Origin of the sequence: Nocardioides szechwanensis, from assembly GCF_900103935.1 — a bacterium.
GTDB lineage: Bacteria > Actinomycetota > Actinomycetes > Propionibacteriales > Nocardioidaceae > Nocardioides > Nocardioides szechwanensis.
In genome coordinates, this window is sequence record NZ_FNIC01000001.1 from 46,650 (window position 1) to 70,048 (window position 23,399).

The 23,399-nt window shown below is 72.2% G+C and carries 22 protein-coding genes; 19 read left to right on the plus strand and 3 right to left on the minus strand.

Annotated elements, in window-relative coordinates; genetic code table 11:
• Positions 1-58: 58 nt before the first annotated feature.
• The 11 genes from yczE to BLR90_RS00290 all read left to right on the plus strand — a co-directional run bounded on the left by yczE (position 59) and on the right by BLR90_RS00290 (position 13,086).
• Positions 59-730, plus strand: coding sequence for a membrane protein YczE (gene yczE / locus BLR90_RS00240; protein ID WP_091021512.1), 672 nt, complete (start codon positions 59-61; stop codon positions 728-730).
• Positions 731-799: 69 nt separating this feature from the next.
• Positions 800-2,056 (plus strand): toxic anion resistance protein, encoded by a 1,257-nt coding sequence (locus BLR90_RS00245; RefSeq protein WP_091021514.1) that lies wholly within the window; start codon positions 800-802, stop codon positions 2,054-2,056.
• A gap of 2 nt (positions 2,057-2,058) precedes the next feature.
• Positions 2,059-2,574 carry a hypothetical protein gene (locus BLR90_RS00250; RefSeq protein WP_091021516.1) on the plus strand — a complete coding sequence of 172 codons (516 nt, stop codon included), beginning with the start codon at positions 2,059-2,061 and terminating at the stop codon, positions 2,572-2,574.
• Positions 2,567-4,108, plus strand: a complete 1,542-nt coding sequence (locus tag BLR90_RS00255) for an AAA family ATPase (protein ID WP_091021517.1) — start codon at positions 2,567-2,569, stop codon at positions 4,106-4,108. Before BLR90_RS00250 ends, BLR90_RS00255 begins: the two co-directional genes overlap by 8 nt.
• A complete protein-coding gene (locus BLR90_RS00260) occupies positions 4,105-5,391 on the plus strand; it encodes a hypothetical protein (protein ID WP_091021519.1) in 1,287 nt (428 codons plus the stop codon). The genes BLR90_RS00255 and BLR90_RS00260 overlap by 4 nt, the downstream gene beginning before the upstream one ends.
• Positions 5,388-6,383, plus strand: coding sequence for a glutamate ABC transporter substrate-binding protein (locus BLR90_RS00265; protein ID WP_091021520.1), 996 nt, complete (start codon positions 5,388-5,390; stop codon positions 6,381-6,383). Before BLR90_RS00260 ends, BLR90_RS00265 begins: the two co-directional genes overlap by 4 nt.
• Complete coding sequence (locus BLR90_RS00270) at positions 6,380-7,513, plus strand: hypothetical protein (protein ID WP_091021522.1); 1,134 nt, start codon at positions 6,380-6,382, stop codon at positions 7,511-7,513. The genes BLR90_RS00265 and BLR90_RS00270 overlap by 4 nt, the downstream gene beginning before the upstream one ends.
• On the plus strand, positions 7,510-9,891 hold the full coding sequence (locus BLR90_RS00275) for a serine/threonine-protein kinase (RefSeq protein WP_091021524.1): 2,382 nt from the start codon (positions 7,510-7,512) through the stop codon (positions 9,889-9,891). The genes BLR90_RS00270 and BLR90_RS00275 overlap by 4 nt, the downstream gene beginning before the upstream one ends.
• Complete coding sequence (locus tag BLR90_RS00280) at positions 9,888-11,078, plus strand: PP2C family protein-serine/threonine phosphatase (protein WP_091021526.1); 1,191 nt, start codon at positions 9,888-9,890, stop codon at positions 11,076-11,078. Before BLR90_RS00275 ends, BLR90_RS00280 begins: the two co-directional genes overlap by 4 nt.
• A complete protein-coding gene (locus BLR90_RS00285) occupies positions 11,078-12,355 on the plus strand; it encodes a vWA domain-containing protein (protein WP_091021528.1) in 1,278 nt (425 codons plus the stop codon). Before BLR90_RS00280 ends, BLR90_RS00285 begins: the two co-directional genes overlap by 1 nt.
• The gene (locus BLR90_RS00290; RefSeq protein WP_245715069.1) at positions 12,352-13,086 is read left to right on the plus strand and encodes an FHA domain-containing protein; all 735 of its coding nucleotides are present in this window, start codon (positions 12,352-12,354) and stop codon (positions 13,084-13,086) included. The genes BLR90_RS00285 and BLR90_RS00290 overlap by 4 nt, the downstream gene beginning before the upstream one ends.
• A 110-nt stretch (positions 13,087-13,196) precedes the next feature.
• Here BLR90_RS00290 and BLR90_RS00295 read toward each other — a convergent pair whose 3' ends face one another.
• Positions 13,197-13,763 (minus strand): O-methyltransferase, encoded by a 567-nt coding sequence (locus BLR90_RS00295; RefSeq protein WP_091021530.1) that lies wholly within the window; start codon positions 13,761-13,763, stop codon positions 13,197-13,199.
• A 387-nt stretch (positions 13,764-14,150) separates the two neighbouring features.
• On the opposite strand from BLR90_RS00295, the gene BLR90_RS21595 reads away from it, so the two are divergent.
• The 3 genes from BLR90_RS21595 to BLR90_RS00305 all read left to right on the plus strand — a co-directional run bounded on the left by BLR90_RS21595 (position 14,151) and on the right by BLR90_RS00305 (position 16,561).
• Positions 14,151-14,276 (plus strand): hypothetical protein, encoded by a 126-nt coding sequence (locus BLR90_RS21595; protein ID WP_281245363.1) that lies wholly within the window; start codon positions 14,151-14,153, stop codon positions 14,274-14,276.
• Between the two features lie 11 nt (positions 14,277-14,287).
• Positions 14,288-15,385: a 3-isopropylmalate dehydrogenase gene (locus tag BLR90_RS00300; RefSeq protein WP_091021532.1), complete on the plus strand. Its 1,098-nt coding sequence runs from the start codon at positions 14,288-14,290 to the stop codon at positions 15,383-15,385.
• Positions 15,386-15,487: 102 nt separating this feature from the next.
• Positions 15,488-16,561 (plus strand): branched-chain amino acid aminotransferase, encoded by a 1,074-nt coding sequence (locus BLR90_RS00305; RefSeq protein ID WP_091021534.1) that lies wholly within the window; start codon positions 15,488-15,490, stop codon positions 16,559-16,561.
• 30 nt (positions 16,562-16,591) lie between these two features.
• Here the strand turns inward: BLR90_RS00305 and BLR90_RS00310 are convergent, their stop codons facing one another.
• Positions 16,592-16,909: an ArsR/SmtB family transcription factor gene (locus tag BLR90_RS00310; protein ID WP_091021536.1), complete on the minus strand. Its 318-nt coding sequence runs from the start codon at positions 16,907-16,909 to the stop codon at positions 16,592-16,594.
• Position 16,910: 1 nt separating this feature from the next.
• On the minus strand, positions 16,911-17,537 hold the full coding sequence (locus BLR90_RS00315; protein ID WP_091021537.1) for an SRPBCC family protein: 627 nt from the start codon (positions 17,535-17,537) through the stop codon (positions 16,911-16,913).
• Positions 17,538-17,650: 113 nt separating this feature from the next.
• On the opposite strand from BLR90_RS00315, the gene BLR90_RS00320 reads away from it, so the two are divergent.
• From BLR90_RS00320 to BLR90_RS00340, 5 genes are all read left to right on the plus strand, one after another.
• Entirely contained in the window at positions 17,651-18,700 is a 1,050-nt protein-coding gene (locus BLR90_RS00320) for a FecCD family ABC transporter permease (RefSeq protein ID WP_218029329.1), read from the plus strand.
• On the plus strand, positions 18,697-19,785 hold the full coding sequence (locus BLR90_RS00325) for a FecCD family ABC transporter permease (protein WP_091021542.1): 1,089 nt from the start codon (positions 18,697-18,699) through the stop codon (positions 19,783-19,785). The genes BLR90_RS00320 and BLR90_RS00325 overlap by 4 nt, the downstream gene beginning before the upstream one ends.
• A 10-nt stretch (positions 19,786-19,795) precedes the next feature.
• Positions 19,796-20,608, plus strand: a complete 813-nt coding sequence (locus tag BLR90_RS00330) for an ABC transporter ATP-binding protein (RefSeq protein ID WP_091021544.1) — start codon at positions 19,796-19,798, stop codon at positions 20,606-20,608.
• A 58-nt stretch (positions 20,609-20,666) separates the two neighbouring features.
• Positions 20,667-21,713 (plus strand): iron-siderophore ABC transporter substrate-binding protein, encoded by a 1,047-nt coding sequence (locus BLR90_RS00335; protein ID WP_218029328.1) that lies wholly within the window; start codon positions 20,667-20,669, stop codon positions 21,711-21,713.
• A 63-nt stretch (positions 21,714-21,776) separates the two neighbouring features.
• The gene (locus BLR90_RS00340; protein WP_091021546.1) at positions 21,777-23,366 is read left to right on the plus strand and encodes a serine/threonine-protein kinase; all 1,590 of its coding nucleotides are present in this window, start codon (positions 21,777-21,779) and stop codon (positions 23,364-23,366) included.
• Positions 23,367-23,399: the final 33 nt, after the last annotated feature.

Consider the following 23,399-nt stretch of genomic DNA (forward strand, 5'->3'; position numbering starts at 1 on the left):
GCCACTGTTCCACAATTGGCTATTTGTTCAAGGGCCAATCTGGCAGAAGGTGGACCCCATGTCCTCCGGTCGGCCTGTCGCGCCCCACGCCCCCCTCGTCGAGCTGGGCCCGCTGGCCCAGCTGCGCGCCGGCCGGCTGGGCGTGCGGCTGGTGCTGCTCTACGTCGGCCTGGTCGTCTACGGCGCCTCGCTCGCGATGATGGTCCGCGCCGACCTCGGCCTCGCCCCGTGGGACGTGCTGCACTCCGGCCTGATCCGCCACGTCCCGATCACGCTCGGCCAGGCGGTCGTGCTGATGAGCTTCGTGGTGCTGGTCCTGTGGATCCCGCTCAGGGAGATGCCCGGGGTCGGCACCATCTCCAACGCGATCGTGGTCGGCCTCGCCTGCGACGCGACGCTCCTGGTCCTCGACCGGCCCGACGCGCCGGCGCTCCAGGTCGGCCTGATGCTGCTCGGCGTGGCCACCTGCGGGCTGGCCACCGCCCTCTACATCGGGGCCCAGCTCGGCCGCGGACCCCGCGACGGGCTGATGACCGGGCTGGCCCGACGTACCGGCCTCTCCCTGCGACTGGTCCGCACCGGCCTCGAGGTCAGCGTGGTCCTGATCGGGCTGTTGCTGGGCGGCGAGCTCGGCCTCGGCACCGTCGTCTTCGCGCTCACGATCGGCCCGATCGCCCAGGCGCTGCTGCCGATCTTCGTGGTCGACGTGTCGCGCCAGAGATCGAGCTAGAGACGCGCGCTTCCGGGGCGTGACAGACTTCCGCCGACGGCGCAGTCACACAGCTTCCGGAGGCACAATATGACCACATCCGCTGGATCCGAGAACGACGCAGCGGCCGCGACCGCGCCCGCGCCCCTGGCTCCGCCGGAGGAGGCGCTGACCCTCACCGCACCTGCCGCTCCCGCGCTCGTGATCGAGACCCAGGCACCCAAGATGGCGCCCCAGGTGTCGGCCGAGGCCAAGCCCGAGCTCGACAGCAAGGTCGACTCGTTCATGGAGGCGCTGACCAGCACGGCCGCGCGCAGCCCGGAGTTCGCCGCGCAGGCCGAGAGCGTGCGCACGATGGGCGACGCCGACATCCGCAAGGCCGCCGAGACGTCCAACCGGATGCTCAACCAGCCGGTCCGAGCCCTCAAGGAGGGCGGCCTCTCGCAGGGCTCCCAGGTGGGCAAGACCCTGCTCGAGCTGCGCCGCACCATCGAGGACCTCGACCCGAGCGAGGCCAAGGGCACCCGCAAGCTCATGGACTGGCTGCCGTTCGGCGACAAGGTCGAGGACTACTTCCGCAAGTACCAGTCCAGCCAGACCCAGCTCAACGGCATCCTGCACAGCCTGCGCAACGGCCAGGACGAGCTGACCAAGGACAACGTCGCGCTCAACCTCGAGAAGACCAACCTCTGGTCGGTCATGGGCCGGCTCAACCAGTACGTCTACGTCGCCGAGCGGCTCGACTCCAAGCTCGCGGCCAAGATCGCCGAGCTCGAGCTCTCCGACCCCGAGGCCGCCAAGGCGCTCTCGCAGGACGTGCTGTTCTACGTGCGCCAGAAGCACCAGGACCTGCTCACCCAGCTCGCCGTCTCGATCCAGAGCTACCTCGCGATCGACATCATCATCAAGAACAACGTCGAGCTGATCAAGGGCGTCGACCGGGCCTCCACGACCACCATCTCGGCGCTGCGTACGGCGGTCATCGTCGCGCAGGCGCTGGGCAACCAGAAGCTGGTGCTCGACCAGATCACGGCGCTCAACACGACCACCTCGGGGATGATCCAGCGGACCTCGGAGATGCTGCGCGAGAACAGCGCAGCCATCCAGGAGCAGGCCGCGTCCTCGACCATCGGCATGGAGCAGCTCCAGGCGGCGTTCGCCAACATCTACGCCACGATGGACTCCATCGACGAGTTCAAGCTCAAGGCCCTCGACTCGATGTCTGCCACCATCGGCGTGCTCGAGGGCGAGGTCCTGAAGTCGCGCGACTACCTCGCTCGCGTGCAGGCGCACGACGCCCGCAACTCCGCCGGCACCCTCGACCTGTCCAACGTCCCGACGCGCTGATCTTGAGTCTCAGGTCGTGGCTGAAGCGCCGACGGGGGTCGGACGACGACGCCCCGTCGGCGGTCCCGGCCGCGCCCACCGAGCAGGACATCCTGGCCTCGCTCAACCGGGTCAACGCGATGCTCGCCGAGGGCAACGCCCCGCCGGTGGTGACGTCGCGGGTGATCCGGATCGCCCGCACGATCAACGACACCCTGCCCCGGCTGCGCAACCTCGGCCTCGGCAGCATGGAGAGCTACTCCGTGGTGGCCACCGCGACCGACTACCTCCCCGAGGCGGTCGGCGGCTACCTCCGGCTGCCGCGCGACTGGGCCGACACCCGGCCGATCGATGGCTACAAGACCTCGCTGATGGTGCTGATCGACCAGCTCGAGCTGCTCGGCTCGACGATGGACCAGATCTTCGACGCCGCCAACCGCGCCGACGCCCAGGCACTCCTGGCGCACGGCATGTTCCTCGAGAGCAAGTTCGGCCACTCCGGTGGCACCGACCTGACCCTGGGATCCCCGCATGACTGACGCCCTCACGCTCGCCGCCGCCCTCGACGCGCTGGCCGCCGCGGCCACCACCGCCGGGGTCGACGCCACCGAGGCGCGCCGCGAGGGCGAGTGCCTGGCGGCCACCATCGCCGAGCCCTCCCGCGGGGCCTTCGTCGACTGGTCGGAGCAGACCGGCCGCGCGACCTCCTCGGAGGACTTCATGGACGCCGCCTCGCGCGGCCGGCGCTTCCGCTCGGCCCCGACGCCGACCATGAGCGGCCTCTCGCTGGCCGGCTCGGCCCACGCCCCGGCGTACGCCCAGGCGCTCTCCGACGTCGCGCTGGCCGCGGCCACGCTCGGCGAGGAGAACCCCCGCGCGGTCGGCAACGCCGCCACCGCGGCCGCGGCCCAGCTCGGCGAGAGCCGGACGCCCGCGCCCACAGCTGCGCCGGGCGCCCTCGACTTCAACGCGCCGCACGACCAGGCCGCGCGCTCGGGTGACCACTTCCTCGCGCAGATGATGGACCAGCTCGGCCAGGTCCAGCGCAAGCTCTCCAACCTCGACCTGGTGCAGCAGGACTCCCGCTCATCGCTGGCTGAGGAAGGCGCGCTGGCGCCTGTCTCGAAACCCGGTGACCCGGTCGCGACCCAAGCCCCGCCGACCGAGCCCGAGAAGCCCGAGCAGCCGGCCGAGCCGGAGCCCGCTCCGAAGACCGTCGAGGAGCTGCTCGCCGAGCTCGACACCCTGGTCGGGCTGACCGACGTGAAGGCCGAGATCCACCGCCAGGCGGCGATCCTGCGGGTCGAGGGCCTGCGCAAGGAGGCCGGGCTTAGCTCGCCCACGATCACACGGCACCTGATCTTCAACGGCAACCCCGGCACCGGCAAGACCACCGTGGCCCGGTTGGTGGCCGGCATCTACCGCGCGCTCGGGCTGCTCTCCAAGGGCCAGCTCGTCGAGGTCGACCGTTCCGAGATGGTGGCCGGCTACCTCGGCCAGACCGCGATGAAGACCGCCGACCTGGTCAAGAGCGCCGAGGGCGGCGTGCTGTTCATCGACGAGGCCTACTCGCTGGCCGGCGACCAGTACGGCCAGGAGGCCATCGACACCCTGGTCAAGGAGATGGAGGACAAGCGCGACGACCTGGTCGTGATCGTCGCCGGCTATCCCGTGCCGATGGCCATCTTCATCTCCCAGAACCCCGGGCTCGAGAGCCGCTTCCGCACCCAGATCGACTTCGCCGACTACACCGACGACGAGCTCGCCAAGATCTTCGGCGTGATGGCGAAGGCCGCCGAGTACGACGTCGACGAGACCGTGCTCGACCGGCTCCGGGCGCTGCTGGGCGCGGCCGAGCGCGGACCGACGTTCGGCAACGCGCGCTACGTCCGCAACGTGCTCGAGGCCGCCATCGGCCGGCATGCTTGGCGGCTGCGCGACATCGAGGCGCCGACGCTGGAGCAGCTGCGCACGCTGGAGGCCGACGACCTCGACCAGGTGGTACCTGACGGGCCCAGCGAGCCCGTCGAGTGGCAACCTGTGCCCGACCCCACCGAGCAGGAGCCACTATGAGCCAGGCATCCGCGTCCGCACGTGCGAGCCAGGCCGTGGCTACGGTCGGCACCCCGGTCCCCGCACCGCAGCACGCCCGGCGCCCGGCAGCGACGCCGATCACCGAGGACGTGCCCCGGCTGCTCACCCAGTGGCAGACGATCGCCGTCACCGCGTGCGTGCTGTTCGGCATCCTCGGCGCGATGTTCCAGCTGCTCGCGTGGCAGGCGTCCGGCCGTGCGGCCGACAACACCGAGCAGCTGGTGCGCCTCCAGCAGGTCCAGTCCTCGCTGTTCCGCGCGGACGCCCTGGCCACCAACGCGTTCCTGACCGGGGGCCTCGAGCAGGCCGAGCAGCGCCAGGAGTACGACGCCGCCATCGACGAGGTCCTGCGCGGCATCGCCAACGCCGCCGAGGCGCAGCCCGCCGACAGGGACGTCCTGGCCGACCTCAACACCACCGTGGCGGCGTACGTCGCCGGCATCACCCAGGCCCGCGACAACAACCGGCAGGGCTTCCCGATCGGGGCTCAGTACCTCCGCGCGGCGGGTGCCGTCCTCCGCGCCGACGCCGGGCCGATGCTCGAGGCGCTGGTCGCCGCCAACACCCAGCGGGCCGAGGACGAGATGGACGGCCAGAACACCCTGCCGCTGTTCCTCACCGGCCTCGCTGCGGTCGCCGTCCTCTGGTGGGTCAACCGCCAGGTCGCGCGACGATTCCGGCGCCGGTTCAACGTCGGCATCGCGGTCGCCGCGATCGCCATCGCCGTGGTGACCCTGGTCGGCCTGGTGGCGAGCGTCAACAAGTCCGGCGACAACGACGACCTGCGGGCCGGCAGCCTCCGGCTGGCGATCGCGGAGTCGTCGGCGCGCGCCTCGGCCAACGACGCGAAGGCCTCGGAGAGCGGGCGCCTGATCGCCCGGGGCTCGGGGGCCACGACGGAGCCGCTGTGGGAGGCACACGCCCGCGACGTCGAGGACAACGCGTCCCGCGAGACCCTGCCGCTGTGGCAGACCTACGCCGCCCTGCACGACGAGATCGTCGCCCAGGACGACGAGGGTGACTGGAACGCCGCGGTCCAGCTGGCCACCTCGACCGACCCTGGCAGCAGCAGCGAGGCCCTGGCCGCCTTCGACCAGGCCTCCCAGGCAGTCGTGACCGACGCCGCGACCACGACGACCGACAGCCTGCGCTCGGGTGGCATCCTCGCCGTCCTGCTCACGATCGTGACCCTGCTGGTGGGCCTCGGGGCGGCGGGCGCCGCCACCTGGGGAGTCACCCAGCGGCGGAAGGAGTACTCATGAGCATCCGCCCCCGGTCCCGTGTGGCCGGACTCACGGTGCTGGCGGGGCTCGTTCTCGGTGGCTGTGGAGGCTACGACGACACCGTCGTACCCCCGCCGGAGGCCGTGGAGACGACGCCCGCGGCGCCGGCGACCACGCCGGCCGTGTGCGTCGACGACACCAACCCCACGCGCTCCTACACGCCGATCGCGGTGGCGGCCCCGGGCGACTTCCCGTCGATCAGCACCATGGCCGAGATCTACGACCGGGGCCGCCTGATCGCCGGTGTCTCCGCCGACACCTACCTGCTCGCGTCCAACAACCCGTTCACCGGCCAGATCGAGGGCTTCGACATCGACATGGTCGAGCAGGTGGCCGAGGCGATCTTCGGTGACCCGAAGGCCTACGAGCTGCGTGTCATCACCGCCGGGGAGCGGCTGACGGCGCTCCAGGAGGAGCGGGTCGACGTCGTCGTACGCAACATGACCATCAACTGCGTGCGGTGGCAGTCGATCGCGTTCTCCGCGGAGTACTACCGCTCCGGCCAGAAGATCCTGGTCCGCAGCGACCTCGCCGACGGGCAGGGGCCGGTAGTCGACACCCCGGCCGAGCTCGCCGACCTGCGCGTGTGCGCGCCCACGGGCACCTCGAGCCTCGACAACATCAAGCGTGCGTCGCCCGAGGCCGAGATCGTGACCGCCAGCAACCACACCGGCTGCCTGACGCTCTTCCAGCAGGGCGCCGTCGACGCGATCACCGGCGACGACACGGTGCTCGCCGGTCTCGCCACCCAGGACCCGTACGCCGTCGTGCCCGAGCAGGAGGCCTTCTCCGCGGAGCCCTACGGGATCGGCGTCAACGCCGGCAACGTGGACCTGGTGCGGTTCATCAACGGCGTGCTGGAGCGGATGCGCGCCGACGGCAGCTGGAAGGCCAGCTACGAGAAGTGGCTGGCACCCACCCTGGGTGGGGGAGCGACGCAGCCCCAGCCGGTCTACGGCCGGACACCGTGACCCTGACCGCGCCGGCGGCGCCGGGCCGGATGGGGCAGGCGGTGGAGCCGGCGCTCCTCCAGTCCTACCTCGGCGAGCTCGAGGCGTGGGTGCGCGGACGCAAGACCGAGCTCGACGAGCTCGACACGGCCGCGCTCGCGGCCAACCGGGGCGCCGACGTCGCCTCCGACATGGCGCTGTCGCTGGCGCTGTGGAAGGCCGTGTCCGACCGCTACCAGCTGGTCTTCGCGACCTGGGACGGCGGCCGCGTGCTCCAGGCGGAGCGCGAGAAGCTCTCCACCCTGATCTGGGGCCGGCTCGACGGCGCGAGCTCGTTGCCCGGTGGCCTGGTCGTCTCGCTGCCCGAGGCGTGCCGGCTCTCCGACGCGCTCGCCGGGCAGCTCCGCACCCGTCTCTCGCTGGTGCCCGGCGCCGACGCGGCCGCCGCCCGGATCAAGGGGCTGCGCGCGCAGTGCGAGCGGCTGCGCGACCAGGTGGGCCTCGAGCCGGCCAACGGTCGTGACGGCGCGGTCCGCGAGCTGGCCGGCCTGATGAGCCGGCTGGAGGCCGTCGCCGAGAAAGCCGAGCGCGGCGCCGACGTCGGCGGGCTCCTCGCCCCCCTCGAGCACGACGCCACCCGCTTCGAGCGCGACCTGATCGTGGGCAACGCCCGCCGTCGCGACGCGCGCGGCCAGGTCCAGCGGGCGCGGGAGCTGCGGGCCGACCTCGAGGCCCGAGAGTCGGCGCTCACCCACCTCGCCGAGACCTGCGTGCGCACGGTCGACCCCGCCCCGCACTACGCGATCCCCGACGTCGACGCGCTCGGCCCGATCCCCAACACCCCCGACACGATCGGCCCCTACCTCGACCGGCTCGACCGGGTCGGCCAGGCCCTGTCGCTCGCACAGGAGAAGTACGCCGCCGCGCTGGCCGAGCACGCCGAGCTGGGCGAGCTGCTCGAGGCCTACGTCGCCAAGGCCCGCGCTCTCGGTGTCGCCGACCGCGACGACCTGCGCGACAGCGAGCACCAGGCGCGCGCAGTGCTCGCCCGCCAACCCGCACCCATGGCGGTCTGCCGCCAGCTCGTCTCGACCTACCAGACCTGGCTGAACCAGCTCGGCTCCACCGCGCGATCGAGGGACACCGCATGAGCAACGCGACCTGCACCCAGCCCGGCTGCTCGGGCACCGTCACCGACGGCTACTGCGACGTGTGCGGCATGGCCGCCGCGCCGGGGGCCTCCGCCGCTGCGGCGGTGTCCCCCTCGGCGGCATCAGCGGCGCCGGCGGCAGCAGTGTCCAGCGGCCCCGCGGCGGCCGACGGCTCCGCCTGCACCCAGCCCGGCTGCTCGGGCACCATCGCCGACGGCTACTGCGACACCTGCGGCATGGCCGGGACGGCCGGGTCCGGAGGCGCGACCCCCGCCGCTGGCGACGGGATCTCCAGCGTCTCGACCCGCACCTCGTCGAGCCGCGTCGAGTCGGCGGCGATCGGCTCAAAGCGCGCGCACGGCACGGCCTCCACGCGCCGCACCCGCGCTGGCTCGCAGCGGATGCGCGCGGCCCGGCTGGGCGCCGGGCTGACCGTCGTACCTCCTGCGCCGCCGGTCGACGCGAGCAAGGCGATCAACCCCGATCCACAGGTGCCCGAGGACAAGCGGGTCTGCTCCAAGTGCGGCACCGAGATCGGCCGTTCGCGAGACGGGCAGCCCGGTCGCACCGAGGGCTTCTGCCCCCAGTGCGGGCAGGAGTTCTCGTTCTCGCCCAAGCTCGGCCCCGGCGACGTGGTCGGCGGGCAGTACGAGGTCGTCGGCGCGATCGCCCACGGCGGCCTGGGCTGGATCTACCTCGCCAAGGACCGCAACGTCTCCAACCGCTGGGTGGTGCTCAAGGGCCTGCTCAACTCCGGTGACCCCGACGCGCTGGCCGCCGCCATCGCCGAGCAGCAGTTCCTCGCGCAGGTCGAGCACCCGCTGATCGTCGAGATCTACAACTTCGTCACCCACGAGGGTGCCGGCTACATCGTCATGGAGTACGTCGGCGGCAAGTCGCTCAAGCAGATCCTCAAGCAGCGGATGCGCGACAACAACGGCGCCTATGACCCGCTGCCGGTCGACCAGGCGCTGGCCTACCTGCTCGAGGTGCTGCCTGCGTTCCAGTACCTCCACGACCTCGGGCTGGTCTACTGCGACTTCAAGCCCGACAACCTGATCCAGGTCGGCGACGCGATCAAGCTGATCGACCTCGGCGGCGTCCGCAAGATCGACGACCCGGACTCCGCTATCTACGGCACCGTCGGCTACCAGGCGCCGGAGGTCCCGGAGGTCGGGCCCAGCGTGGCCTCCGACATCTACACGATCGGTCGCACGCTGGTCGTGCTCTGCATGGAGTTCCGGGGCTATCAGGGCACCTACCTCCACTCGTTGCCGCCGCCGGAGTCGACGCCGCTGTTCGCCCAGTACGACTCGCTCTACTGGCTGATCGCCAAGTGCTGCGCGCCCGACCCCGCCGACCGGTTCGCGTCCGCCGACGAGCTGCGGGTCCAGCTGCTCGGCGTCCTGCGGGAGGTGGTCGCGTCCCGCACCCAGGGCACCGCACTGACGTCGGCCGCCTCGGTGCTCTTCGAGTCTCCGGCCACCTCTTCGGCGGCGCTGGAGTGGTCCCAGCTGCCCTCACTGCGCCCCGACACCGCCGACTCCCAGTACGCCTGGCTCTCGGGCCTCGGAGCCGACGACCCGAAGCAGCGTTTGGCCGACCTCGAGCAGGCGCCCGAGCACACCGCCGAGGTCTGGCTGGCCCGTGCCCATGCGGCGCTGGAGATGCAGGAGCCCGCGCGGGCCCGGGGCTACGCCGCCGACCTCCTCGCCGAGGACCCGTGGGAGTGGCGAGCGCTGTGGGTCGACGGCCTGGCCGCGCTCCAGCTCCAGGACTGGGAGACCGCCAAGGCCTCCTTCAACGCCGTCTACCAGCAGGTGCCCGGCGAGCTCGCGCCCAAGCTCGCGCTCGCCGTCGCCTGTGAGCGCGGCCAGCTGCCGGAGGTCGCCGAGGCGCTCTACGCGACCTGCGCCGCGACCGACGCGACGTACGTCGCGCCCGCGTCGTTCGGCATGGCGCGGGTGCGCGCCCAGCGCAGCGACATGCAGGGCGCGGTCACGGCGCTCGACCAGGTGCCGTCGACCAGCCGGGGCTACCCGGAGAGCCGGCAGCTGCGCGCCGACGTGCTCCTGTCCGGCGGCGCCCAGGACATCGCGCTGCTCGACCAGGCCATGCGCTCGATCGAGTCGGTGTCGATGGACCCGCGCACGCGCGAGACCTACACGGTGCGCATCCTGGGGCAGGCTCTCAAGGTGGTGCTGAGCAGCAACGCCCGGCCGGATGCCAGGGTGGGGTCACACCCGGCCACCGAGTCAGGGCTTCGCGACGGGCTCGAGCGGTCCTACCGGGCCCTGGCCCGTGACGCCACCGAGCACCGGCAACGTGTCGAGCTCGTCAACCAGGCCAACGCCGTAAGGATGTGGACGCTGACATGACCGACACCCAGACCTGTCCGGCCTGCGCGGCGGACATGCCCGCCGGCACGCTCTTCTGCGAGAGCTGCGGTGCCTCCCTCAGCGGTGCTGCCGCCCCGGACCCGGGTGCCCGCCCGGTGGACCTCAAGGGTGCGCTGCCCGCCGACGGCGCGACGCCGCTCGACGAGGCCGCCCCGATCAGCGCCGCCACCCGGCCGGCCGCGCCGGCAGCGGCTGCCGCGGCCGAGACCGTCCCGGCCCGGGTGCCCTGCCACAGCTGCGGCGGACCGATCGGGCCCGACGGCTACTGCGAGCAGTGCGGCACCAAGGCACCCAGCGAACGCGACCACTTCCGCGAGGCCCCCGCCGACTGGGTCGCCGGGGTCTGCGACCGCGGCATCCGCCACAGCCGCAACGAGGACGCGATGGCGCTGCTGGCCTCACCCGTGGCCGGGGAGCGCGCCCTGCTCCTGGTGCTCGACGGCGTCTCCAACACCGACGACTCCCACATCGCCTCGCTCGCCGGGGCGCGCGCCGCCCGCGAGGTGCTGCGTACGCCGCTGCCGCAGGGCATGGGCACGCCGGAAGGCCGGGTCGCCGCGGTGACGAAGGTGTTCACCGACGCGGTCGCGGCCGCCCAGGAAGCCGTCGTGGCGACCACCCCCGCGGGGTCGGTCAGCCCGCCGTCGGCGACGTTCGTCTGCGTGGTCGTCGAGGGCAACCGCCTGTCGTACGCCAACATCGGCGACTCCCGCGCCTACTGGTTCCCCGACGGCGCCCCCGGGGTGCAGCTCTCCGTCGACGACTCGGTCGCCCAGCAGATGATCGCGTCGGGGATCTCGCGCGCGCAGGCCGAGACGTCGCCGCAGGCGCACGCGATCACCAAGTGGCTCGGCCGCGACGCTCCCGACCTGGCCCCGACGGTCGGTGAGCTCGACGTCACCGGACCCGGGTGGGTGATGGTCTGCTCCGACGGGCTGTGGAACTACGCCTCGACTCCGGAGGAGCTCACGGCCCAGATGCAGGCGGCCGGGGTCACCGAGCCGGCCGCGCTCGCGCTCGCCCTGACCGACTTCGCCAACGCCCGGGGCGGCATCGACAACATCACCGTGACGTTGGCACGACTACCAGGCGCCCCGGCGGGGCAGAATGCCCCTGCTGAGACCGGTTCCGCCGGCTCTGTCGTCGATCCCGAGGAGAAGAACTGATGGCTGAGTTCACCGCGTCCGTCTACCAGAACGAGTTCCTGCCCGACGGCGGCACCGACGTCAACGCGATCGTCACCGTCACCTGCACCGGCGCGGGCACGGCCGGGCAGTCCGGCGGCGGCGCCGCGGGCGAGGTGATCATCGTCGACACGTCGGGCTCCATGGGTCCGCAGACGATGGCCGCGGCCAAGCAGGCCGCCATGGCCGCGATCGCCGAGATCGTCGACGGCACCTGGTTCGCGGTGATCGCCGGGTCCGACCGGGCGATGCTGGCCTACCCGCAGGTGCAGTCCGGGCCGGGCCTGGTCCAGGCCAACGACGCCACCCGGGCCGAGGCGACGACCGCGGTGAGCCGCTTCGTCGGCAGCGGCGGTACGGCGATCAGCACCTGGCTCGACCTCGCCGGCACGCTGTTCGCGTCGGTGCCCGAGGCGACCCAGCGGCACGCGATCCTGCTCACCGACGGCGAGAATCGCGAGCAGCCCGGCTCGCTCGACGCGGCCATCCGTCGGGCCACCGGCGTCTTCCAGTGCGACTGCCGCGGTGCCGGCACCGACTGGCAGGTCGAGGAGATCCGCCGGATCGCCCAGGCGCTGCTCGGCACCGTCGACATCATCCCGGAGCCCTCGCAGATGCAGGCGCAGTTCGAGGAGATGATGCGCAGCTCGATGGCGCGCGGCGTCGCCGACGCGCAGCTGCGGATCTGGACGCCCCAGGGCGCGCAGGTGCTGTTCGTCCGCCAGGTCTCGCCGACCGTCGAGGACCTTACCGACCGCCGGGTCGTGGTCAACCCGCTGACCGGCGGCTACCCGACCGGCGCGTGGGCCGACGAGTCGCGTGACTACCACGTGGCGGTGCGGGTCGCGGCCAAGGCGATCGGCCAGGAGCAGCTCGCGGCGCGGGTCCAGCTGGCGATCGGCGACAACGTCGCCACGCAGGGCCTGGTGAAGGCCACCTGGTCCAACAACTCCGAGCTGACCACGCGGATCGACCAGCAGGTCGCCCACTACACCGGGCAGACCGAGCTCGCCGCGATGATCCAGGAGGGGCTCGCGGCCAAGGCCGCGGGCGACGAGGCGACCGCCACCACCAAGCTCGGGCGCGCCGTGCAGCTCGCGGCCGAGACCGGCAACGACGAGGCCACCTCCAAGCTCAAGAAGGTCGTCGACATCCAGGACGAGCGCGAGGGCACGGTCCGGCTCAAGGCGGCCATCGCGAAGGCCGACGAGATGGCCCTCGACACCGCGTCGACCAAGACGACCCGGATCAAGAAGTGAACGTCTGCCCGGCGGGCCACGACACTGCTGCCACCGACTACTGCGACGTCTGCGGCATCGCCATGGGCGACCAGCCCGCATCGTCTACGGACGACACGGGCACCCTGCCGGTGGTCCCGCCGGCGGCGCCCGACACGACGTCGTGCCCCAACTGCTCGGCGGCCAACCCGGCCAACGCGCTGTTCTGCGAGGCGTGTGGCTACGACTTCACCACCGGCACGATGCCGCGCCCGCTCAACCCGCTCGACGTGTCGTCGGGCTCGACGCCGGCTGCGGGCGCCGCACCAGCTGCCCCGGCCGACCCCAATCCGGCGCCCGCGCTCACCGACGCGTGGGTGGCCGAGATCTGGATCGACCCCGACTGGTACACCGACCAGAAGAGCACCGACCCGCTGCCCTCGCCCGGCCTGCCGACCGTCGTACCTCTCAAGCACACGTCGGTGCTGATCGGCCGCGCCTCGCGCAGCCGCAACATCACCCCCGACATCGACCTGTCCTCCGACAACGGCATCAGCCGGCGCCACGCGCAGCTGACCACCGACGGCACCCGCTGGTGGGTCGAGGACCTCGGCTCCTCCAACGGCACCTACGTCGGCAGCTCGGTCGGCAGACTCCCGAGCACGCCGGTCCCGGTCGGACGGAAGTTGGAGATCGCCCCCGACGAGCGCGTCTACGTCGGCGCCTGGACCCGCATCGTCATCCGCCGCGCCACCGACGGGGAGGTGGCGTGACTTCGTCCCGCCATTGGGAGTACTCGCTGCGCTCGTACGTCCCGGTTTGAGGTTGACCCGCCCGAAACTTTCGGGCGGGTCAACGCACTAGGCGGTGAGTTTCGGGCGGGTCAACGCTTGGTGGCGATGAGGGTGGAGGCGTCGGAGGCGACCATGACCTCGACGGTGGTGAAGCGGTCGTCGGTCAGCCAGCTCTCGCGCAGGGTGTCGACGCGGCCGCCGGTGATCGGGGGCCACACCTCGCAGGGGGTGAAGTCGTCGAGCACCACGATGCCGCCGTCCTCGACCAGGTCGGCCACGGCGTCGACGCCCACCTCGCCCGGCTGACCGGAGTCGAGGAAGAGCAGCGAGAACGGGCCCTTGTCGAGCAGGGTCGACCAGTCGGCGGCGAGCACCTCGACCTGCGGGTCGTCGACGAAGATCTCCGCCGCGGCTCCGGCGAGCTTGGCATCGAGCTCGGCGGTGATGATCTTGGCGTCACCGCGTACGCCGGAGCGCAGCCACGCGGTGCCCACGCCGCAGCCGGTCCCGAACTCCGCCATCGTGCCCTCGCGGGTGGCCGCCAGGGTCGCGAGCAGGCGGCCGGTCTCGTTGCGGCAGAAGGACACGTAGCCCGCCTTGCGCGAGACGGCGAAGGCGCGGTTGACCACGTCGGGAAGGTCGGGGGAGGCGCTCACCCCAAGAGTCTTTCATCCTGGGACGGACGTCTCAGCATGCGAGCAGTTCCCCGAAGGCGTGGCCGACCGCGACGCGAGCCCCCTACTCTGACCTCACCATGCGGAGCGTATTCGTACTCATCGAGCGCCGCGGCGAGGCCTAGCAGTAGATCTGCTCATAGAGGCCACCTCGCCGCGGGTGTTCGGCGTCGTGCGGTCTCTTACCTCGTCTCTCGCTCCGCCGCAGGATCCCGATCAGCGTTCGCGCGATCCGCATCCTGCTCGGTCCAGCTCCTCTCACGCGATCCGTGGGTCCCGCCTCTCCTGCGGCGGAGCGAAGACGTTTCGTCTTCCCATCCGACGGTCCGGCCCATCCGGACCCAGCCAGTGAAAGCCAGGAGCAGCGCCATGTACGACATGTATCCCGAGTGGGGACCCGCCAGCCACAACCCGGACAACCCGCGCAGCCACGAGGCCGTCCAGGCCTCGCTTGACCTGCGAGACAACGGCGGCCTGCGCCCCGACGACAACTAACGTTCGCCCACATGACCACCACTGACTCGAACGCGCCCACCGGCGCAGACACCGGCTCGGGCACCCTCAAGCTCGCCGTCATCCCCGGCGACGGCATCGGGCAGGAGGTCACCGCCGAGGCCCTCAAGGTCCTCGAGCTGGCCGCCCCCGCGGGAGTGAAGTTCGAGCCGACCCGCTACGACCTCGGCGCGGAGCGCTACCTCGCGACCGGCGAGGTGCTGCCCGACTCCGTGCTCGCCGAGATCCGCGACCACGACGCCATCCTGCTCGGCGCGGTCGGCGGCAAGCCCAACGACCCGAACCTGCCGCCGGGCATCCTCGAGCGCGGCCTGCTGCTGCGGCTGCGCTTCGAGCTCGACCACTACGTCAACCTGCGCCCCTCGCGCATCTTCCCGGGCGTGGCCTCACCCCTGGCCAACCCTGGAGACGTCGACTTCGTCGTGGTCCGCGAAGGCACCGAAGGCCCCTACACGGGTAACGGTGGCGCCCTGCGCGTCGGTACGCCGCACGAGATCGCCACCGAGGTCTCGGTCAACACCGCGTTCGGCGTCGAGCGGGTGGTCCGCGACGCGTTCGCCCGAGCGCAGCGCCGCGCCCGCAAGAAGCTCACCCTGGTCCACAAGACCAACGTGCTCGTCAACGCCGGCTCCGTGTGGTGGCGGCTGACCCAGGAGGTCGCCCGCGAGTTCCCGGAGGTCACCGTCGACTACATGCACATCGACGCGGCCATGATCTACATGACGACCGACCCGTCGCGCTTCGACGTGATCGTCACCGACAACCTCTTCGGCGACATCATCACCGACCTCGCCGCCGCCATCACCGGCGGCATCGGCCTCGCGGCGTCCGGCAACATCAACCCGGACCGCACCGCCCCCTCGATGTTCGAGCCCGTGCACGGCTCGGCGCCCGACATCGCCGGGCAGGAGAAGGCCGACCCCACCGCCGCCATCCTCTCGGTGTCGCTCCTGCTCGACCACCTCGGGCACTCCGACGCCGCCGCCGTGGTCGAGGCGGCGGTCATCGCCGACCTGGCCGAGCGCAGCCCGGCGACCATCCGTCGTACCTCTGAGATCGGCGACGCCATCGCGTCACGAGTAGGCGGCTAGCCCCGCCAGCACCACGACGCAGGCGCCGGGCACGGGACACGTGCCCGGCGTTCGTCATTTCCCACACATCCCAATACCGAGGGGTCAGATACCGTGACGTCCATGCAGATCAGCACCACCGCCAACCCGTCGCCCGTCGACGACGCCCGCCTCGCGGAGATCCTCGCCAACCCCGGCTTCGGGGTGCACTTCACCGACCACATGTTCCTGGTCGAGTGGACGCCCGACGCCGGCTGGCACAACGCCCGGATCGAGCCCTACGGGCCGCTGTCGATGGACCCCGCGACCGCCGTCCTGCACTACGCGCAGGAGACCTTTGAGGGCATGAAGGCCTACCGGCACGACGACGGCTCGGTCTGGACGTTCCGGCCCGAGGAGAACGCCGCCCGGATGGTGCGCTCGAGCAAGCGTCTGGCGTTCCCCGAGCTGCCGGTCGAGGACTTCGTGCAGGCCGTCGACGCCCTGGTCGAGGTCGACCAGCGCTGGGTGCCCGACCAGGCGGGGGAGAAGAGCCTCTACCTGCGCCCGTTCATGATCGCCACCGAGGTGTTCCTCGGCGTGCGCCCGGCGCAGCACGTCACGTTCCTCGTCATCGCCAGTCCCGCGGGCGCCTACTTCAAAGGCGGCGTCAAGCCGGTCACGCTGTGGCTGACCGAGGACTACACCCGGGCCGGGCGTGGCGGCATGGGAGCGGCCAAGACCGGCGGCAACTACGCCAGCTCGCTCGTCGCGCAGCAGGAGGCGACCGCCCAGGGCTGCGACCAGGTCGTGTTCCTCGACGCCCAGGAGGGCAAGTACGTCGAGGAGCTCGGCGGCATGAACCTCTACTTCGTCCACGACGACGGCCGCATCGTCACCCCCGAGACCGGCACCATCCTCGAGGGCATCACCCGCGCCAGCATCATCGAGCTCGCCGGCAAGCTCGGCCACCAGGTCGAGGAGCGGAAGTTCTCGATCGACGAGTGGCGCGACGGGGTGAGCAGCGGCCGGATCACCGAGATCTTCGCCTGTGGCACCGCCGCTGTGGTCACGCCGGTCGGCTCCCTGAAGTGGGACGGCGGCGAGGCGCCGGCTCCGGCCAGCACCGACCTCACCATGCGGGTGCGGCAGGCGCTGGTCGACATCCAGTACGGCCGTTCCGAGGACACCTTCGGCTGGATGCACCGCGCCGTCTGAAGGTTGACCCGCCCGAAAGTTTCGGGCGGGTCAACGTCGGGGGCGGCGGATCTCGGTGTCGAGGGCATCGAGGCGCTGCTCCCAGAACGCGCGGAACGGGGTGAGCCACGCGTCCACCTCGGCCAGGGGTCCGGCCGACACGGCGTAGATCCGGCGGCGTCCCTCCGCGCGTACGTCGGCGAAGCCGTTGTCGCGCAGCACCCGGAGCTGCATCGACACGGCCGGCTGCCCGATCCCGAACTCCTCGGAAATCACCTCGACGACCTCACCTGCCGACTGGTCGCCCTCGGCCAGGAGCTCGAGGATGCGGCGCCGGACCGGGTCGCCCAGGACGTCGAGGGCGTGCACGTCACTCCTCGGGGGCAGCGGTATAGGCCTCGGCGGTACGACGGGCAGCGGCCCGGGCGGTGTCCGGGTCGGCGCCCGCATCGATGTCGACCTGACCCCACTCGGCGCTGGAGGCGACCATGTAGTCGGTGAGGTCGGGCATGGTCTCGCGCGGCGGGCGCTCGGCGTCCGGTGCCGCGAGGTGCTCGGCCAGCCCCATCAGGCCCAGCTCCCAGCCGATGCCGACCGCCCCGGGGCCGAACTGCTCCCACATCTCGGGCGGCACGGGGGCCGAGTGGTCGAGCTGGAGCAGCGTGCCGTCCGGGGTCGGGCGCAGGCTGAGGTCGACCCAGCTCACCTGACCGCCGTACTCCCACGTGAGCGCGAGCCGTTCCGGCGGGACGCATCCGAGGACCTCACCGCCGGCGTTGCCCTCGAGCTGGAAGCGCCCGCCGACCTCGAGGTCGCCGGTCACGGGCATCATCCAGCGCTCGATCCGCTCGGCCGTGGTGAGGGCGCTCCAGACCTCGTCGGGCGAGGCGTCGTACGTGCGCGTGACGGTGAGCAGTCGCAGCTCCTGCCCCTCGCGGGTGATCGTCGTGAGCTGGCGCTGCACCGCGCCCAGGTGGTCGGCAGGAGTGAAGGTCATGCGGCGAATATATCAGGATCAACTGATATGGCAACCACGAGTGGGCCTGCGGATCAGGCAAGGACTAAGGTTAACCTTGCCTAATAATAAGTCGGGCTGGGAAGGAGGGACGGGTGTCTCTGCTTGCGCCTCCGCGCCCGGCCCGTGAGTCCGTACGCCGTCCGCGCACGGCGCTGCGCGGCTCGCTGGCCGTGGTCGTGCTGCTCGCCCTGTTGGTGCTGCTGGCGTTCGCCAGCCTGATGTGGGGCGCCCGCGACATCGCGCCCGCGGACGTGTGGGCCGCGCTCGTCTCGCCGGTCACCGGCGGCAACGACCACGGCGTGGTGCGCAACGAGCGGGTGCCCCGGACCCTCATCGGGCTCGTCGCCGGCGCCGCGCTCGGTGCCGCCGGTGCGCTGATGCAGGGCGTGACCCGCAACCCGATCGCCGACCCCGGCCTGCTCGGCCTCAACTCCGGCGCCTCGCTCGCGGTCATCGTCGCGATCGCCGGCTTCCACGTGACCTCGGTCGACGGCTACGTCTGGTTCGCGTTCCTCGGTGCCGGCGTCGCTGCCCTGATCGTCTACGGCGCCGCCTCGATGGGCTGGGAGGGCGTCACCCCGGTCAAGCTGGCCCTGGTGGGCGCTGCCGTGACCGCCACCGCGACCTCGCTGATCACGGTCGTGCTGCTGATGGACCGCAACACCCTGCGCGAGTTCCGCTTCTGGCAGGTGGGCTCGCTGGCCAACCGGTCGCTCGACGCCCTTACCTCGGTGCTCCCGTTCGTGGCCGTCGGGCTGCTGGTGGCCCTGGCCGCCGGCCGGGTGCTCAATGCGCTCGCCCTCGGCGACGACGTCGCCCGGGGCCTCGGTCAGGACGTGACCCGCGGCCGCCTGCTCGTCGTACTCGCGGTGGTGCTGCTGTGCGGCTCCGCGGTGTCGCTGGTCGGGCCGATCGCCTTCGTCGGGCTGGTCGTGCCGCACGTCGCCCGGGCGGTCGTCGGCCCGGACTACCGCTGGATCGTCGCGCTCTCGATGCTGATCGGCCCGCTCCTCCTCCTCGCCGCCGACGTGATCGGCCGGCTGGTGGTGGCGGGGGAGCTGGAGGCCGGGCTGGTGGTCGCCTTCGTGGGCGCCCCCGTCCTCCTGGCTCTCGTGCGCGGCTCGCGGAGCGTGGCCGCGTGAGCGCCCTCCTGGTGCCAGATGCCGAGCGCGACACGACGCCCGCGGACGTCGCGCGCGCCGGGCTGCGTACGACGCGCCTCCGACGCCGAGCCCGGACGTTCGCGACCACCCTGACGCTGGTCGTCGTGGCGGCGGCAGTGGCGGTCACGGCGTTGATGCTCGGCGACTACCCGCTCTCGGCGACGGACGTCGTCCGTGCCCTGGTCGGCCTCGATGACGGGCCGGCCCGGATCGTGGTCTTCGACTTCCGGCTGCCCCGGGTGGTGCTCGGCATCCTCGTCGGCGTCGCCTTCGGCCTCGCGGGCGCGCTCTTCCAGTCGGTGCTGCGCAACACCCTGGCCAGCCCGGACGTGATCGGCGTGTCCCAGGGTGCGAGCGCCGGCGCTGTCGGCGCCCTGCTCCTCGCGGGCGTCACCGGCTTCTGGGTCTCGGTCGCGGCGTTCGCCGGCGGCGCCGCCGTCGGCCTCCTGCTGTACGCCGTGTCGTGGCGCGGCGGCATGACCGGCTACCGGTTCGTGCTGTCGGGGATCGGGGTGGCCTACGTCTGCACCAGCGTCGTGGGCTACCTGCTCACCCGCAGCGACGTCCAGGAGGCACAGGCGGCGCTGCTGTGGATGACCGGGAGCGTCGCCCAGGCCGACTGGCCGCTCGTCACCACGCTCGCCGTCGCCCTGGCCGCACTGGTGCCGCTGGTCGTCCTGGTCGCGCGCGGCCTGGACCTGTTGCTGCTCGGCGACGAGCAGTCGGCCGGTCTCGGGCTACGCCCCGAGCTCACCCGCGCCGCGGTCATCGCCCTCGGGGTCGCGCTGGCCTGCGCGGCCACCGCGGCGGCCGGCCCGGTGGCGTTCGTCGCCCTGATCGCCGCGCCTGTCGCGCGCCGGCTGCTCGGCGACGGCTCGCTCGCCCTCGTCCAGTCCGCGCTGGTGGGCGTCGTGCTCGTCACCGGCGCCGACCTGGTCGCCCAGCACCTCCTGCCCGCCCTGCTTCCCGTCGAGTTCTCCGTCCCCGTCGGCGTCGTCACCGGCGCCATCGGTGGGCCCTACCTGATCTGGCTGATGGCGGCCGGACGAACGTGCACCTCGTGAAGGAGCAGCCATGAGCCTCGTCGCCCACGACGTCCACCTCGCCTACGACCGCCGTACCGTCGTTCACGGCGTGGACTTCGCCGTCCCCACCGGCGAGGTCACGGTGATCGTGGGCGCCAACGGCTGCGGCAAGTCGACCCTGCTGCGTGGCCTGGGCCGGATCATGCGGCCCACCCAGGGCCGGGTGGAGCTCGACGGGACGGACCTGCGCCGGCTCCGTCCGCGCGACGTCGCCACCCGGCTGGGACTGCTGCCGCAGCAGCCCACGGCGCCCGACGGCATCACGGTGGCCGACCTGGTCGGTCGGGGTCGGCACCCCCACCAGGGCGCGTTCCGCCGGTGGAGCGCCGGCGACGCGGAGGCCGTCTCCAACGCGTTGGCGCTCACCAGCACCCACCAGCTCGCCGGCCGGCGCGTCGAGGAGCTCTCCGGAGGCCAGCGGCAGCGGGTCTGGATCGCGATGATGCTCGCCCAGGACCCCGGGACGATGCTGCTCGACGAGCCGACGACGTACCTCGACATCGCCCACCAGGTGGAGGTGCTGGACCTCCTGGCCGAGCTCAACGCCGAGCGCGGTACGACGGTCGTGATGGTGCTGCACGACCTCAACCTCGCCGCCCGCTACGCCGACCACCTCGTGGTGATGAAGGAGGGGCGGGTGCTGCGCTGCGGGCATCCCGGTGACGTGCTGGACGCCGACTGCGTGCGCGAGGCCTTCGGGCTCGAGTCGCGGGTGCTGCCCGACCCGGTGGCCGGGTGTCCGATGGTCGTGCCCATCGGACGCCACGTGCCGACCCTCCCGGCGACCGCGATGCCAGCATGAAGTAAGGTGAGGCTGACCTAATCATAACCGGGCATCCGGTCCGACCCCGAGGAGTGACGTGTCTCCGAACCGTCTCCCGCACCGCACCCGCCGATCCCGCGCCCGCGCCTTCGCGCCCCTGGCCGCCGTCCTGCTGGCGCTGCCGCTGGCCGCCTGCGGCTCGGAGGGCGACGCCGACGCCGACGCCTCCCAGGACGGCGCGTCGTTCGAGGCCGTCACCATCGAGCACGCCTTCGGGAGCACCGAGATCGACGACAAGCCCGAGCGCGTCGTGACCTGGGGCTGGGGCTCGCCGGACGCCGCGATCGCCCTCGGCGTGACGCCGGTCGCGATGGAGGCCCTCACCTACGGCGCCTCGGAGGACGGCTTCATGCCGTGGCAGGAGGAGGCGTTCGAGGAGTCCGGCGACGACGTGCCCACCACCCTGACGCCCGGTGAGGCGCCGCCGTTCGAGGAGATCCTCGCCGCCGAGCCCGACCTCATCCTGGCCAACTACTCCGGAATCACCCAGGCCGACTACGACAAGCTGTCCAAGATCGCCGACACCGTGGCCTACCCCGACCAGCCGTGGTCGACGCCGTGGCGCGACGTGATCACCACGGTCGGCCAGGCCCTGGGTGAGGCGGAGCAGGCGGAGACGCTCCTCTCGGACATCGACGCCGAGGTCGCGGCCGCCGCCGAGGCCCACCCCGAGTTCGAGGGCAAGACGATCGCGGCCGTGGCCATCGACCCCAGCGCGTTCTATGTCTACCGCGGCGCCGACCCGCGCGTGCAGTTCCTCGAGGACCTCGGCTTCACCCTCGCGCCCAGCGTCGGCGCGCTCGACACCGAGGAGGCCAGCTTCTACTACACGATCAGCCCCGAGGTGGTCGACCAGCTGACCTCCGACGTGTTGCTCTCCTACGTGCCCAACGAGGAGGCCGCGACCACGATCGCGGAGGACCCGACCTACCAGGTCATGTCGCAGTTCAAGGAGGACCGCGTGGCCACCGTGGTCGGCGAGGCCGTCGTCTCGTCCGTCTCGCCGCCGACCGCGCTCTCCCTCACCTGGGGCCTGGACGCGTTCGTCGAGGCGCTGGTGCCTGCCGTGGAAGCCGCCAGCTGAGACAGACCCGCCGCGCCTCGGCGAAAGCGCCGGGGCGCGGCAGCCACGGGTAGATTTCCTCCCGTGTCCGAGCTGCCCGTGCCCCCGCTCCAGCGGGTGGGCGCCTACACGCTGCTCTCCAAGATCGGCGAGGGCGGCATGGGCGTGGTCCACCTCGCCCGCCGGGAGGGCGGCGACCGGGTCGCGCTCAAGATGCTGCGTCCCCACATCGTGGGTGACGACGAGGCTCGCGCCCGGTTCGCCCGTGAGGTCAACTCGCTGCGCCGGATCCGCAGCCGCTGGGTCGCCGAGATCGTCGACGCCGACCCGTGGGCGCCGGTCCCGTTCGTGGCCACCCGCTACGTGCCGGGGCTCTCGCTGCACGACCACGTGGTCGAGGAGGGCCCGGTCGAGGGCCGCAACCTGACCTGGTTCGCCGGCTGCCTCGCCGAGGGGCTCGCGTCGGTGCACGACGTCGGCGTACTCCACCGCGACGTCAAGCCGTCCAACGTCCTGATGGAGGGCCGCACCCCGATCCTGATCGACTTCGGCCTGGCCCGGGTGGCCGACGACCCCAAGCTCACCCACACCGGCTGGCTGCTGGGCACGCCTGGCTACCTCGCGCCCGAGATCCTGTACGGCGACGACGCGACCGCCGCCTCCGACGTCCACTCGTGGGCGGCCACGGTTGCCTACGCCGGCACCGGCAACCCGCCCTTCGGTCGCGGGCCGAGCATGGCGATCATGGACCGCGTACGCCGCGGCGAGCACGACCTGACCGGGCTGCCCTACGACCTGCGCCAGCTGCTCGAGGCGGCGCTTGACCCCGACCCGGCGCGACGCCCCACCCTGGACTCGATCCTGGCGTGGCTGCGCCCGCAGACCACGCGCCCCGGGCCCGAGAGGCCGCCCGTGCCCACCGGCCCCGACGACCCGTTCACGATCCCGCTGGCGCTCGCGGGTGCCCAGGACGCCGAGGCTCCGACCGTCTACGAGGCGCGGGACACGCGGCTGCTGCCTCAGGACACGCGGGTCGAGGCCTATCCGCCCCCGCAGGCGTGGCCCCCGTTGGGACCTGAAGTCGTGGTGGCACCGCCGGTCCCGGTGGTGCAACGTCTGCGCCGGGCGGGGCTGTTGGTGACCGGCGCGCTCGCGCTCGCCGCCGCCCTCACTGCTGCCCCCTGGGTCACCTCCGCCGTGGTGTTCCTTGCCGTCTGGGTGCTGCGCAGCGGCTCGCTGGCGGCGAGCGCTGCCGGCGACCGCAGGCTGCGCCGCGGCCGCAAGTGGTACGACGGCGCCCAGTTCCTGGTGGCCGCCCCCTGGCACCTCGTGCAGTCCATCGGCGGCACCCTGATGCTGCTGCTGTGGAGCGCGGGACTCGCCGTGTCGGCCGCACTGATCTGCTACGCCCTCGCGACGGGGGTCGAGGCCACTCTGTTCGCCAGCGGTCTGGTCTTCGCGGTCTCGCTGTGGTGGGGCCCGGGCGGCACCCGCGTGCGCGGCCCGGTGTCGCGGGTCGTCCAGCCGCTCTCGCGCAGCCTCGGCCCGTGGGCGGCAGGGCTGGCCGTGCTCGCCGTCGTCGCCCTGCTGATGGGCATCCGGGTCGCCAACAGCGGTGTCGCCTGGGCGCCGGCGGGCGGGCAGCCGTTCGCCTCCACCACGTCGCTGCGTTGAGCTGCTGCGCTGCCGCCCGGATGGCGAGACCCC

Excerpts from the sequence above, each read along its gene's own strand:
- yczE (WP_091021512.1), top strand. The coding sequence starts at position 59 with ATGTCCTCCGGTCGGCCTGTCGCGCCCCACGCCCCCCTCGTCGAGCTG.
- BLR90_RS00245 (WP_091021514.1), top strand. The coding sequence starts at position 800 with ATGACCACATCCGCTGGATCCGAGAACGACGCAGCGGCCGCGACCGCG.
- BLR90_RS00255 (WP_091021517.1), top strand. The coding sequence starts at position 2,567 with ATGACTGACGCCCTCACGCTCGCCGCCGCCCTCGACGCGCTGGCCGCC.
- BLR90_RS00260 (WP_091021519.1), top strand. The coding sequence starts at position 4,105 with ATGAGCCAGGCATCCGCGTCCGCACGTGCGAGCCAGGCCGTGGCTACG.
- BLR90_RS00265 (WP_091021520.1), top strand. The coding sequence starts at position 5,388 with ATGAGCATCCGCCCCCGGTCCCGTGTGGCCGGACTCACGGTGCTGGCG.
- BLR90_RS00275 (WP_091021524.1), top strand. The coding sequence starts at position 7,510 with ATGAGCAACGCGACCTGCACCCAGCCCGGCTGCTCGGGCACCGTCACC.
- BLR90_RS00280 (WP_091021526.1), top strand. The coding sequence starts at position 9,888 with ATGACCGACACCCAGACCTGTCCGGCCTGCGCGGCGGACATGCCCGCC.
- BLR90_RS00285 (WP_091021528.1), top strand. The coding sequence starts at position 11,078 with ATGGCTGAGTTCACCGCGTCCGTCTACCAGAACGAGTTCCTGCCCGAC.
- BLR90_RS21595 (WP_281245363.1), top strand. The coding sequence starts at position 14,151 with ATGTACGACATGTATCCCGAGTGGGGACCCGCCAGCCACAACCCGGAC.
- BLR90_RS00300 (WP_091021532.1), top strand. The coding sequence starts at position 14,288 with ATGACCACCACTGACTCGAACGCGCCCACCGGCGCAGACACCGGCTCG.
- BLR90_RS00305 (WP_091021534.1), top strand. The coding sequence starts at position 15,488 with ATGCAGATCAGCACCACCGCCAACCCGTCGCCCGTCGACGACGCCCGC.
- BLR90_RS00315 (WP_091021537.1), bottom strand. The coding sequence starts at position 17,537 with ATGACCTTCACTCCTGCCGACCACCTGGGCGCGGTGCAGCGCCAGCTC.
- BLR90_RS00330 (WP_091021544.1), top strand. The coding sequence starts at position 19,796 with ATGAGCCTCGTCGCCCACGACGTCCACCTCGCCTACGACCGCCGTACC.